Consider the following 12,322-nt stretch of genomic DNA (forward strand, 5'->3'; position numbering starts at 1 on the left):
AAACGGAGCATTGGTAGCCGCCAGTTGTGATTCCGCCGGGACAAGCCCGCAACGGAAATCGATCGAGTTGCCTCCTACGATTCGAATGGCCGCATTGGACTGAAAGCGGAACATATTCTTAATTGCAAAATACTATGTCAATACCAAAGATTTAGCGGCCCAGGCAATGCCCACGCGGTTCGGCGGTCAAATTTCGCGGGTCGTTTTGTGCATTGGCGCAGTTCCGGCCTACAAAAACCGCTAAACCGGTTCTTCGATCAGTTCAGGACTGTCATGGTTCGCGCCCGGGACAATTCGCGTGATGGTGACTTTGGTGCGACGAAGCTCTTCGACTTCGGCGACCAGTTCATTGATCAGGTTCGAGATCTCGGTGCCGGCTGATTCACCAATGTTATTGATAAGAGCTTTGCGAGAGTTGTAGCTGAGTCCAGATTGATTCATGAGGTAAGTCTTTGAAGAGAAGAAGTAGAAAGAGAAACCGGTATCAAAAGCAAGTATCTCCAGTGAATAGGAATAATTGCTTCACGAGACCTCAACAAGCGATAATTATTCGACGGTGACGCTTTTCGCCAAGTTACGGGGCTTATCGACGTCGCAACCCCTCAATAGAGCGATGTGATAGGACAGCAATTGAAGGGGAACCACCGTCACAATTGGCTGCAGGAATCCTTGCACCTGTGGAACGCGGATCACGTCGTCTGCAATTGCTTCGACATGTGCATCGTCGTGGCTAGCGACGGCAATGATCGGACCGCCACGAGCTTTGACTTCCTCCATGTTTGCCAAAACTTTTTCGTACGTCGATCCTTGTGGAACAATGAACACACTGGGTGTTGCGTCATCCACCAAGGCAATCGGCCCGTGCTTCATTTCAGCGGCCGGGTAGCCTTCGGCGTGAATGTAACTGATCTCTTTCAGCTTCAACGCACCTTCCAATGCGGTCGGGAAGTTGTACTGTCGGCCCAGATACAACACGGTGCTGGCGTCGGCGTATTTCTTAGCGACCTCTTTGACTTGTTCATCACAGGTCAACGCTTGCTGCACCGCATTGGGCAATCGACGAAGTTCCTCGATCAACCGCTGACCACCTTCAAAGCTTAGATGCCGCATGCGACCAAAGAATAAACCCAGCATTGCCAGGACGCAGCACTGCGACGTGTACGCCTTGGTACTGGCGACGCCGATTTCAGGACCAGCGTGAAGGTAGACACCACCGTCGGCGGCCTGCGCGATCGAACTGGCAACGACATTGCAAATCGCCAGCGTACGATGCCCCTTGCGTTTGGTTTCGTTGAGCGCCGCCAACGTGTCAGCGGTTTCACCGCTTTGCGTGATTCCGAAAACAAGCGTATTGTTTTCGATGGGCGGATTTCGATATCGCAGCTCGCTGGCGTATTCAACATTAACAGGAATCCGCGCCAGTTCTTCGATCAGGTACTCGCCCACCAGCGCCGAATGCCAACTGGTTCCGCAGCCCGTTAAGATGATTCGTTCGACGCTACGCAGTTGTTGCGGTGTCAAATTCAAGCCACCAAAAATCGCAGTCGCATTCTGGTCATCCAAGCGACCTCGCATCGCGTTGCGAATCGATTCGGGTTGTTCGTAGATTTCCTTCAGCATGTAATGGTCGTAACCATCCATGCTGGCTTCGCCGCTGCCGACTTCTAGCGGACGAATGTCCACACGCACTTTCCCCTGATCACGATGGATCACTGAAAAGCCTTCGGGCGTTAGCACAGCGATTTGATGGTCCGCCATGTAAACAATGCGTTCGGTTCGTCCGGCCAGCGGTGATGCATCGCTCGACACAAAGTACTCGCCACGTCCGACGCCGATCACAAGCGGGCTGCCAAACCGTGCGGCAATGATCAGGTTGGGTTGGTCGCGAAACGCGATCGCCAATCCGTAAGTACCACGCAGCAGCGCGACCGATGCTTGAACAGCGGTCAAGTATCGTAGGTTGGGTTGTTCGGCGGTCTCGGGTGCTTGCTTCAATGCGTCAGCGATCAGGTGGGCAATCACTTCACTGTCGGTATCCGATTTGAACTCATAGCCCTTGGCGATCAATTCGTCTTTCAAAACTTGAAAGTTCTCGATCACACCGTTGTGAACCAATACAACTTCGCCGTCACCGCCCAGGTGCGGGTGAGCATTGGGTTCGGTTGCCGGTCCGTGAGTCGCCCAACGGGTGTGTCCGATTCCCAGTGCCCCACGAACCGGTTCGTCGCCGATCTTTCCAGCCAGCGATGCAATTCGGCCGACCGAACGAGTGACATAAAATCCGCTGCTCTCGGAATCGCTGCTTTCGGAATCAGAATTCGAGCCGCTTGGCGGGGGCTGAATCGCCACACCCGCACTGTCGTAGCCGCGATATTCCAGCCGTCGAAGGCCTTCGACCAGAAAGTCGCAAGCGTCATCGGAGCCAACGTAACCAACAATTCCGCACATCTTAAAGATTTCCAACTACCAAACGAACGATCACGAGGCCAAAAAAGACCTTGCCGGTTCGTCAAGATAGATGGGTTGCACGGCTCGCGAAAGTGACATTTCGCGTTCTAGCCACCGAATGGGCTAGGCGGCGCGACGATATACCGGTTCTGAGCCTAATTCTGACAATGCCAGTTTTTCCCAGACGTCGTCTTTTTGAAACAAGATCAAACTGTGGTCATGAGTGACCCGGGAAAGCAACGTCTTGATCTCGGGCGTCGCCCAACTGTCACCGGGCGATCCGGACCCGGCATCCGCGGAAAAAAGGATCAAGTCGATCGATCCGATCGTGTGTGCGACTCGCGTTAATCCTCGGTCGATCACTTCGGGGAAAACTTGAGGTCGAATTCCAGCACCACGCAGCGTTTGATGAAACTGCATCAGGGTGTGCTCGCCCCCACCCATCTCGAATTGGTCGATGACGGCGTAACGGATCTTCGTTGCTTCGGCCTCTTCACCCGACTTCTTCGCTTGGTTCTGGTTCAGCAGCGAAATCACTTCCACGGCCCGGCTGCCGTCGCCGACTGAAATCTCCAGCACCGATTCGGCCGTGAAACCGCGGAGCTGTTTCATCAGTGCTGCGTGTGGCGAAGCGTTGCCAAACAGACTCAACCGCTGCGCTGATTTTTTCGCAGTCGGCTTCTTCGCAGCCGAGTTCTTCGCAGCCGAGTTCGTTGCTGGTTTAGGCGAAGACGCTTTCGCAGGGCCAGCATCTTGTGCGGATTGTGGCGATTGATCTGCTTGTGGCGATTCGGTTGACGAACGGCCCAACAATGAATTCCACAGTTTCAGCAGCGCCATCGAACGCGGACCTTGATCAGAGAAGGGTGGTCGCCGAGCGGACGTCACGAAGTCATGTCCATCTATAACGGCTCGACCGTTTGTATCGGAATATTCCAGGCGCTCGCTCGACCGCTTTCATGCAGAATCTGGTTAGGCAAACTTCGCGCGAATCTGCGGCCTAGGTTTCTTTTGTTGACGAGTAGGTTTTCAGCAGATTTCTGATTTAGAAAGACTTAGTCGGGTAAGCGGCTCACCTGAACTGTGGCAACCGCCAAACAAAGTAAACAAGAAACCGTATGAACAATCCAGCGAAGCCAAATCGATCCGACATCGACCTGTCGCCTAGCGCAATCGAACCCTGCGAGGAACGATTGGCGCTATCCGCTTCGCTAGCGGCCGATGTGCTAATCGATCTGCTGGCCTCGGATTCATTGGCCTCGGATTCACTGGCCGATTCGATCGACAATCAACACCAATCGCCAACTAGCTTACTTGACCAGGCTGCCCAGTTCCGGGATTTGACGGGCTTCGATGGATCAGGTCAAACCGTGGCCGTGATCGATAGCGGCGTGGCATGGGACCATGTCAGCCTGGGTGGCGGCAATTCAGGAAACGGTTCAGGATTCGGTCCAGGTTATCGGGTCGTTGGCGGTTGGGACTTTGCCGAAAACGACGCCGACCCCTACGACGACGGGCCCGCCGGTTATCACGGCACCCACGTTGCCAGCCTGTTGGCGGGCGAGTCGAACCTGCAAGCCGACCTATCGCAAAACGGAATCGTACCCGGTGCTGACATTGTCGCCTTGCGAGTGTTCGATGACGCCGGCGCAGGCGAACTGCAATGGATCGAATCGGCGCTTCAATGGGTTCACGAAAACCAAAACAGCTTTGAATCGCCGATCACGACCGTCAACTTATCCGTCGGTGCCGCACTTAGTGACGCCAACCGACTGTTCGCAATGAACATGCTGGAAGACGAACTTGGTTTGCTTCGTGAAGACGGAATTTTGGTCTTCGCGGCCGCAGGGAATTTCTTTGACGCAGCCGAACAAGACCTCGATGAAATCCTATATCCAGCATCCAGCCCATCGGTCGTTCCGATTTCCTCCGTCGATCCACTGGGCGAACTAAGCGACTTCGCACAACGCAACGATGGCATCTGGGCAGCACCCGGTCAGACGATCGTTGGCAGCGTTCCCGATCATGTCTTTGGTTGGGACGGCAACGTAGACGACTTCGCAAGCCTTAGCGGTACCAGCATGGCGACACCGCAGATGGCCGGCATTTCGATGCTGGTTCGCCAGTCCATGATTGCCGAAGGAATCGAGGTCACGCCCGAAGCGATCCTGGATCGAATGGATGCACTGGCGTCGCTGCACAACGATTCGGTTTCTGGATTGTCGTACCGAACGATCGACCTGTCCGACTTGATCGCTGACAGCAGCATTGAAGACCAAATTGCCAGCGATGGTGATTCGCCGACCATCGATCTGCCATCGGTGCTGACTGGATACACCGGGACCAACGAAAGCGAATCGATTGAACTTGATCTACGTGACGGTTTGCAATTGAAGGTTGGCGATCAAACCTATTCACTCAGTCAGTCCGTTGCCGATTCGACCATTGTCATCGACGTCAGCGGTGGCGACGACGACTTGGAAATCTTTGGCGGTGAAGGTTCCGAGCGTTTGATCATGTATGCAGGCGATAGCGGAACGAGTGTCCTGACCAGCGGAAGTGTGACGATCGAATTTCGTGGCTTTGAAAATATGCGTTTCGTCGGCGGCGGTGGCGCAGACCGTGCAACGCTGTTTGATTCGCCCGGCGATGACACCCTTCGTTCGCAGCCCACCGAAGCAACACTGGAAGGCGTCGGATTCCGTTTTGATGTCGAACAGGTTGATCGTATTTTCGTTCACGGAATTCACGGCGGCAACGATGTCGCGTTCCTTCACGACAGTGCGGGCGACGATCAGCTATCGGTCCGTCCTCAATTTAGCAGCCTAAAAAGTGACGAGACATTTCAGTTGGCTTACGGTTTCGAGCGAGTTCACGCCTTCGCCAGCAATGACGGTTTTGACTCGATCGAAATCAACGATTCCGCCGGCGACGACACGCTCAGCATCTCTGCCGCTCGCAGCGTGATCGCTGGACCTGGTTATCACGTTTCAGCGAACGGATTTGAATCGACGGTCGCTTCATCGACTTCCGGTGGTGACGACGTCGCAAGAATCTATTCGAGCGCCGCGGATTCCGGATCGACTTTTGACCGCTGGGACGTTCAAAGCGATCGCGTTCAATGGACCGGTGAAGACAACTCGGTCCGAATCGCTCGTGGGTTCGCTCGCACCGAAGCGTTTGAAGATTTCCAGCGGATTGAGTTATCCACCCAATCAGAAACCTTGCCCGTTTGGCCCGTCGATGAAGACAAAGACGAAGCCGAAACAAGCCGCGACGTGTTCGCCGATTTCGGGCAAGAGTTTTAGCAGGCCGCTACATTGGGATTTACGCCGCCCGTCGGATCTCGCCTTCGCCGCTTTCCAGATCCCGAATTGATCCGCGTTCGCGGCGGAGTTCGCGGATCTTTGCAGCCTGTGCGTGCAGGTCGGATTCCAAATCTCGGATCCGATCCAGCGCCGCGGCGTTCGCTTCGAGCGAATCTTCGTGTTCGCCGCTGACCCGTTTTAGGTGTGCCATCAATTCATTGATTCGCGACAACAACAACTCGTTCTTTGGACGCAACTCTTCCGCATCGGCCAAGTCCGCGGTCAGCTTGGTCAACGTCTCACGCTGCTCGCTTAGGCTCTTGGTCAAGCCCGTAATCTCGGCAAGTGACTTGTCGTACTGACTCGATTTTACGGTCAAGGTTTTCTGCAGCTCAGCAAAACGACTCGACTGTTTTTCCATATCCGTTTGCAATTGTCCAAGCTGCTGGTTCAAAAGCTCGATCTGTTTCAATTGATCAATGCAAACCGTTTCCTTCTCTTGCATCGACAACTGAAGCGATTGCGAAGTCTTGTCGAGTTCCTCAATTTGAATCTGATTTTGGTCAAGGATTGCTTCACGTTCTTGCAAGACAGCTAGCAATCGCTTGTTCTCGTCCTTGACGCTTTCAAACTGCTGAGTCGTATCGATCAGGTTTTGCTGTAACACCTCGATCTGTTCTAGTTGAGCCGTCAACGATTCGATTTGAGCGGTTTGCGTTTGAATCTTTTCGACTCGCTGCTCGTTGACAGTCCTCGTCTCCGTTAACACGCTCTCAATCTCTGACAGTTCGTTGCGTAACGGTTCCAATTCGCTGACTTGATTTTGCAGCGACTGTTTCTCTGTTTCCAATTGGCTAATCGACGAACGAAGCGATTCGTTGTCTTCTGAAAGTTCATCACACATCGGTTCAAGCTGCGTGACTTTGGAGTTCAGTGATTCCTTTTCGGAACCTAGCTGGCCCAACGAGGATCGAAGTGTTTCGTTCTCGCGTTGAATCACCAAAATTTGTTCGCTGGCGGATTCGTATTTCTGTTGGAAGCTGCCCAGTTCACCCTTGAACTGATCCACTTCTTCTTCGCGTGATTCCAGCAATTGCCTTTGCTGGCCCAACGAACTCGCAGCCGATTCAAGATCAGTCGCAAGTGCATCTCGCTCGGACGTGACAGCGTCCCGCTGCGTCGCCGCCGCATCGCGTTCTTCGCGAATTTGGTCCAGGTCTTCGCAACGATCAACCAGATCGGCTTGCGTTTCTTTCAGCGATTGACGTAGCTGATCGATTTCCGACTGAAGCTGCGACAGGGTGGATTCGTGGTCGGCAGCACTGAGGTCGGCCGAGGATGCTTGGGCGTCAAGCAATTGCTTCAGCTCCGTGATCTCCGCTTCCAAGCTTGCTTGTTGCTGTTTACCAGCTTGCAGTTGCTGATCACGCTGGGCAAGCTGTGACTTCATGTCGCTGATTTCGCTGCGATCGGTGGCGATCGTTTGAGCATGGTTGTCCATGCTGGACCGCAACCGTTGAATTTCGGCCTCAAGTTCTTGATGACTTGTTTGCAGTTGCGCGTGAGTGGTCTGGCGAACCTCGGCGTCTTTTTCGATCGACGTTTTTTGTTGAAGCGCCTCTTGCAATTGAGCAACCAGCGACTCGCTCCGCGATTCTTCTTCCTGAAACTTGCTCTCTGCTGATTCTTTTTCTCGGCTCAGGCGTTTGATCTCGTCACCGGCTTCCAGTGCCACCGATTCAAGCTTGCTGTTCTTGCCGCGCAGTGTCGCCAACTGACTGTTCAGTTCGGCCAAGTCACTTTCTTGACCGGCAGCATTCTTTTGCAGTTTCACGAATTCACGCTTACGCTGACGCGCCGATCCGCGAGCCTTGAAGTAACGACTTTCCAAGCCTGTCATCTTCACAGAATCTGCGGAACGATCGTGATACCAAAGTAGGTAACCAATCAGGATTCCGGCAATGATAAAGAAGATAGAGGAAAGGAATGCGTAATCAAATAAAACACTCATCGGTCGATTCCGGTCGAAAGGTGGGATGCTCTGATTCTGGAAAATGAGCACATCGGCACCGCCTTCTGCGACACCTGCTACCGCCCTATAGCAACCCAACATCGCCGACGTCGATGGTGATTTCGATCCGTTGCACGAATAAAAATGTAGGCCGCATTGAGTGGATCGAAATACGGCGATGTCGCACCTTGCCGTATTTCACGCCGCTCGATACGGCCTAAAGAAGTGTCGTTTCGATTTCGCGTTGTCGAAATGAATACAGCGAATGGCTGCTCAGCATTCGCGAAGCTTGTCACCTAAGTGCTTTCGCGAAAGCAACTTGTGTTGACTGGGTGCTGAGTTGAAAACCGATGGAACGCTGGGTGCGGCGTGTGGGGAAATCTGATTTCATTTCAACAGCACGGAGTCGAAATGCCCCTTCGCAACGCCGCATCTTTTGTACTCGTCACAGTTCTGATTCACGCCTCGGCTGCTTATGCAGAAAACAGGCCGCCGCTGTATCAGCTTGCCGGGCAATACGAATCGGCGGTCGAGAGGTTTGAAAAAGTTGTACTGCGGGTGCGCGGCATCGATCGCACCGATGAAAAGTGGGTCGATCGGTTGGACGATGAATCGGCCAGACTGCGCCGAGCCGCACGAAACCCGCGTCACTTCAGCAAGTTTCTAAACGAGTGGGCGGAACTCAAGAAGCTTCACTCAAATGTTGAAGCAAGGATTTTCGGCAAGTACACACCGAATCATGATTTGGTTCATTGCTGGAGCGTCGTCGTTTACCAGCGAGACCTGCTAGAAACAGAACTCTTTTTTCACGTCGAAAACCAACGACATGGAAACAGCGTTCGACCTATTCGAGTCAACAACGCGCGGCGTGACCGTTATCTCAAAGCGATGTCGTTAGCTAAGCAGCGCCGATGAGGAAGCCGCCAACAGGTCTTGTTCTAACGCGAGCGGTGCAACTGCTGGTTGAGTTGGCTTTGCAACTGGCAGCCGACGACATCCAAAGAAGCCACGTCGCTCGATGATGTTGGCAACCTCTTCTGGAACATGCTGCTTCCAGGCATCGTCGCCGGACTCGATCAATTGCAAGACATCGCGAGAGAATGTCGATAGGTACTCTGGATTGTAATTGTCCAGTTGCTCGATCTCGCTCTTGTCAACCAAGTACTGGTACAAGGTGCGAAGGTCATCGGCAACCTGCAAGTTTTCAACCGTTGTCAGTTCGCCGGTTTCTTGATCCAACAACGGATAGATGTACAGCTTCAAGTCGTTCTTAAAGAGTCGCCCAAACGATTCAAGAATCCCACCATCCAATTCGGTGTAGTACTTTTCATCGAACAACTCGATCAAGCTGGCCGCGCCCATCGTGATGGCGATCTTCTTCTTGGTTTGGTGGCTTAGGTAGGCCGCCAAGCGGTAATACTCAAAGTAATCCGAGATCATCACCGTCATGCCCGATGCGGCCAAAACGTCAACGCGTTCCAGGAAGTCTCGCAGGTCAATGTCGCCATTGGCACGCAGATTTCGCATCGTGATTTCAGCGATCGTGACAACCTCATCTGCATCGACGTCTTCTTCAGCGGCAAACTTTTCTTTGGCCGATTCCAACATGTCCTTATTCACATTGGTGTACGGACGAAAGCTGCCGCGTTCAACAAGGATTGGCTTTTTACGAAGCACTTCCGAAGGCAGCAGAACGTCACCATCCGCCGAGAACATGGCAGCGTTGCTTAGCCCAAGCTGAACCAATCGCAAACTCATCACGCGATTGTCCACGTGCCGGAACGCGATGCCGGAGAACTCGATCATGTCGATTTCAATTCGGCGAGTGCTCAAGTTGTCCAGCAGCGATTCGACCAATTGATCAGGTTCGTGATTCAGGAAAAACGCACCGTACAACAGGTTCACACCAACGGTGCCAAGTGCTTCTTGCTGTAGAGAGTTTTCGGTGTCCAGCATGCGGACATGAATGATGATTTGACTGTCTTGGTCACGTGGATGAGCCTGAAAACGAATCCCCATCCATCCGTGGCATTCGTTGGTGCCGTGAAAGTTTCGAGCGGAAACCGTGTCGGCAAAAGCGAAAAATGCGGTCGTATCGCCGCGGCTTTCACGTAGTCGTTCAAGGTTCAGTGCGTGTTCGCGGTCCAACATGTCCTGCAGACGTTGGCGGCACACATATCGCTCGCATGGTCCGTAAATCGCATCGCTGACGGACATGTCGTAGGCCGACATGCTTTTGGCGATCGTTCCGGCTGCCGCGCCGACGCGAAAGAACCAGCGAACCACTTCTTGCCCAGCACCAATTTCAGCGAACGATCCGTAGCGTCGTGCGTCCAAATTGACGGCGAGTGCTTTGCTTTCAGTGTTTGGTCGTTCCGATGCCATGGCGTTTTTCCCCGTGTGTGCCCCTTGAATAAGTCAACGCATTGGTATTGATTACACAGACGCTGCTGGCTGGCAAATTCTGTGCGATTAAGCTGATTTGGCGTCACTGTCACCGAGGCACCTGCATAGTCCGTATAATCAGCACATCACCCTTCGACGTGAATCCAAGAACCCGCCATGACCACCGATCAACCGCAACCCAACAATCCTCTGCATGGCATCACCCTGCTAAAAATGTTGGAACATTTGGTCGAAGTCTACGGCTGGGAAGAGCTAGGGTTTCGAATCGATATTCGCTGCTTCACGCATGACCCAAGTATCAAGTCCAGCTTAAAATTTCTGCGCAAAACAGACTGGGCAAGAGCCAAGGTAGAACGACTCTATCTACGATCCTTATATTTCAACCATCAACCAATTCCGCCCACGTCATCAGATGATGACGAGTGAAAGATAGTCGCCTTTTGCTCCGCAAAAGCAGCGTTTTCAGGCAGCATCGCGGCTTTTGCGACAACGATTTGTGTTCGTCCTAAACGTCAATTTCAATGTCGCTGGTTGGCTGCGCCATGCACAACACAACCTCATCCTCACCGTATTCGCACTCGGGTTGTTGGGCGTATTGGATTTTACCACGGGCTAAACGATGGACACACGATCCGCAAATCCCCGCCCGGCACGACGAAACGACGGGTACAGACGAAGTCTCGGCAAGTTCCAGCAAACTACTCGATGCATCGGTGTAGATCGCTTCGGTGTTACCATTGCAGAATTTTACATGGTGCGAAATGCTTTGCTCATCAAAGTTCTGTTCTACCGATATTGCGCCTGGACTCTTCAGCTTGCCACCAAACGATTCGTACTGAACCCGCTTTGGATTTGCGCCCAGTGCGATCAGTCCTTCGGCCATTGATTCCATAAACGGAACCGGCCCACAGATCCGATAGTCGCAATCAAGATCGCCACGCTGAAGTTCGGTAACGATTTGCTCTGACGTAATCCGACCATCAAATTCGCCCGCCTTCATCATTTGATTCTCGGTCGGGCGACTGAACCAGACATGCAATCCAAACAAGCTGGATGCTTCGAGCGATTGATTTAAAAATCGCAATGCACGCAAAAACGGAGCGTTCGTTTCGTCTCGCAATTGATAGTACAGGTGAACTTCGCGGGACGGTGTTTCTTCTAGGCTGTGCAACAGCATCGAAAGCATCGGTGTGATTCCGATGCCGGCCGCGATCAGGTGCAAAGGGCGGTCAGGCGCGGTTGCATCGATGTGAAATCGACCTCGCGGCGACTGGATTTCCAGCACATCGCCAACATCAATGGCGTCGTGAAGCTGAGTGCTGAATCGACCATTGGGAACTCGCCGAACCGTAATCCGATAGCCGTCTTCGCCAGGTCCGCTGGATAGGCTGTAGAACCGCGATAGGGAACCTGCGGCTCCACCCGCCGGTATCCTTACCTGAATCGATTGGCCGCCCAAATAGCGCGGAAGCGATCCTTCGTCGAGCGGTTGTAGTTTAAATGATCGACAATCGGGTGATTCGTCATGGATGCTAGCGACGACCATCTTTCGCCAACCTTTCCAAGAACAATCAGTCGCGACTGGCTGGACATTCCTTGCATTGGACGCGTCGCTGTTGATTAACAGCAGGTTTGACGACTGGTCGTCAATGTCGGTCTGATAACGACGTTCGGTGCGCCGAGCCACCAATTCCGCGAAAAGCAGGTGCGCAACAATTGGAACAATCAGGATAATTGCGAGGGTTCCAGGCATGACGTTCCATGAGGGGTGCTGCGTCGGGGACGGACTTTTCAAAACCTAGGTTTTTATCCACGAAAAACAAGGCAATTCTGACACTTCTCGGTGAACGTCACCAAGGCGTCGGCTTGGGACTGACGATTTGATCAGCATTCGCCTGATCCTGGAACAGTTTGATGATGGCAAAAGATGGATGGGCAAGAAATCAAAATAGAGAGGATAGAAATGAAGAACGCGCGTTAGGCCCGGAGGGCCGGCAGCTCCCTGCCGGGTGCGCGAGCACCCGGATGGCTGCCTTACATCAATTCTCTGGCTCGGTTTCGCGGCTACGCCGCGAAACCCAGCCAGAGAATAAGTGAGATAGAACGCTGCCATCCGGGGATTTACATCCCCGGCAGAGAGCTTCCGGCC

General features: G+C 53.2%; 9 protein-coding genes. 3 read left to right on the plus strand and 6 right to left on the minus strand.

Annotated features, from left to right (window positions below; genetic code table 11):
- Positions 1 to 240 precede the first annotated feature (240 nt).
- From RC85_RS22410 to RC85_RS22420, 3 genes are all read right to left on the minus strand, one after another.
- Positions 241 to 441 carry a hypothetical protein gene (locus RC85_RS22410; protein WP_068266977.1) on the minus strand — a complete coding sequence of 67 codons (201 nt, stop codon included), beginning with the start codon at positions 439 to 441 and terminating at the stop codon, positions 241 to 243.
- Positions 442 to 546: 105 nt separating this feature from the next.
- Positions 547 to 2,448 (minus strand): glutamine--fructose-6-phosphate transaminase (isomerizing), encoded by a 1,902-nt coding sequence (glmS, locus tag RC85_RS22415; protein ID WP_068266978.1) that lies wholly within the window; start codon positions 2,446 to 2,448, stop codon positions 547 to 549.
- Between the two features lie 123 nt (positions 2,449 to 2,571).
- Complete coding sequence (locus tag RC85_RS22420; RefSeq protein WP_149752843.1) at positions 2,572 to 3,288, minus strand: hypothetical protein; 717 nt, start codon at positions 3,286 to 3,288, stop codon at positions 2,572 to 2,574.
- Positions 3,289 to 3,566: 278 nt separating this feature from the next.
- On the opposite strand from RC85_RS22420, the gene RC85_RS22425 reads away from it, so the two are divergent.
- Positions 3,567 to 5,756, plus strand: a complete 2,190-nt coding sequence (locus RC85_RS22425; RefSeq protein ID WP_068266980.1) for a S8 family peptidase — start codon at positions 3,567 to 3,569, stop codon at positions 5,754 to 5,756.
- Between the two features lie 19 nt (positions 5,757 to 5,775).
- Here RC85_RS22425 and RC85_RS22430 read toward each other — a convergent pair whose 3' ends face one another.
- The gene (locus RC85_RS22430; RefSeq protein WP_149752844.1) at positions 5,776 to 7,767 is read right to left on the minus strand and encodes a coiled-coil domain-containing protein; all 1,992 of its coding nucleotides are present in this window, start codon (positions 7,765 to 7,767) and stop codon (positions 5,776 to 5,778) included.
- Positions 7,768 to 8,178: 411 nt separating this feature from the next.
- Here RC85_RS22430 and RC85_RS22435 point away from each other — a divergent pair, with 411 nt between their 5' ends.
- Positions 8,179 to 8,682: a hypothetical protein gene (locus tag RC85_RS22435; RefSeq protein ID WP_149752845.1), complete on the plus strand. Its 504-nt coding sequence runs from the start codon at positions 8,179 to 8,181 to the stop codon at positions 8,680 to 8,682.
- Here RC85_RS22435 and RC85_RS22440 read toward each other — a convergent pair.
- Positions 8,662 to 10,152, minus strand: a complete 1,491-nt coding sequence (locus tag RC85_RS22440; protein WP_068266983.1) for a nicotinate-nucleotide adenylyltransferase — start codon at positions 10,150 to 10,152, stop codon at positions 8,662 to 8,664. The two genes, RC85_RS22435 and RC85_RS22440, sit on opposite strands and share 21 nt — an antisense overlap.
- Positions 10,153 to 10,329: 177 nt before the next feature.
- On the opposite strand from RC85_RS22440, the gene RC85_RS22445 reads away from it, so the two are divergent.
- Positions 10,330 to 10,599, plus strand: a complete 270-nt coding sequence (locus RC85_RS22445) for a VF530 family protein (protein ID WP_068266984.1) — start codon at positions 10,330 to 10,332, stop codon at positions 10,597 to 10,599.
- A gap of 79 nt (positions 10,600 to 10,678) precedes the next feature.
- Here the strand turns inward: RC85_RS22445 and RC85_RS22450 are convergent, their stop codons facing one another.
- Positions 10,679 to 11,926: an FAD-binding oxidoreductase gene (locus RC85_RS22450; RefSeq protein WP_068266985.1), complete on the minus strand. Its 1,248-nt coding sequence runs from the start codon at positions 11,924 to 11,926 to the stop codon at positions 10,679 to 10,681.
- Positions 11,927 to 12,322: the final 396 nt, after the last annotated feature.

The sequence above is a fragment of the Rubripirellula obstinata genome, assembly GCF_001642955.1.
Lineage (GTDB): Bacteria > Planctomycetota > Planctomycetia > Pirellulales > Pirellulaceae > Rubripirellula > Rubripirellula obstinata.

Coding starts and splice junctions, on each gene's coding strand:
- RC85_RS22445 (WP_068266984.1), top strand. CDS start 10,330: ATGACCACCGATCAACCGCAACCCAACAATCCTCTGCATGGCATCACC.
- glmS (WP_068266978.1), bottom strand. CDS start 2,448: ATGTGCGGAATTGTTGGTTACGTTGGCTCCGATGACGCTTGCGACTTT.
- RC85_RS22425 (WP_068266980.1), top strand. CDS start 3,567: ATGAACAATCCAGCGAAGCCAAATCGATCCGACATCGACCTGTCGCCT.
- RC85_RS22435 (WP_149752845.1), top strand. CDS start 8,179: ATGCCCCTTCGCAACGCCGCATCTTTTGTACTCGTCACAGTTCTGATT.
- RC85_RS22440 (WP_068266983.1), bottom strand. CDS start 10,152: ATGGCATCGGAACGACCAAACACTGAAAGCAAAGCACTCGCCGTCAAT.
- RC85_RS22420 (WP_149752843.1), bottom strand. CDS start 3,288: ATGGCGCTGCTGAAACTGTGGAATTCATTGTTGGGCCGTTCGTCAACC.
- RC85_RS22410 (WP_068266977.1), bottom strand. CDS start 441: ATGAATCAATCTGGACTCAGCTACAACTCTCGCAAAGCTCTTATCAAT.
- RC85_RS22450 (WP_068266985.1), bottom strand. CDS start 11,926: ATGCCTGGAACCCTCGCAATTATCCTGATTGTTCCAATTGTTGCGCAC.
- RC85_RS22430 (WP_149752844.1), bottom strand. CDS start 7,767: ATGAGTGTTTTATTTGATTACGCATTCCTTTCCTCTATCTTCTTTATC.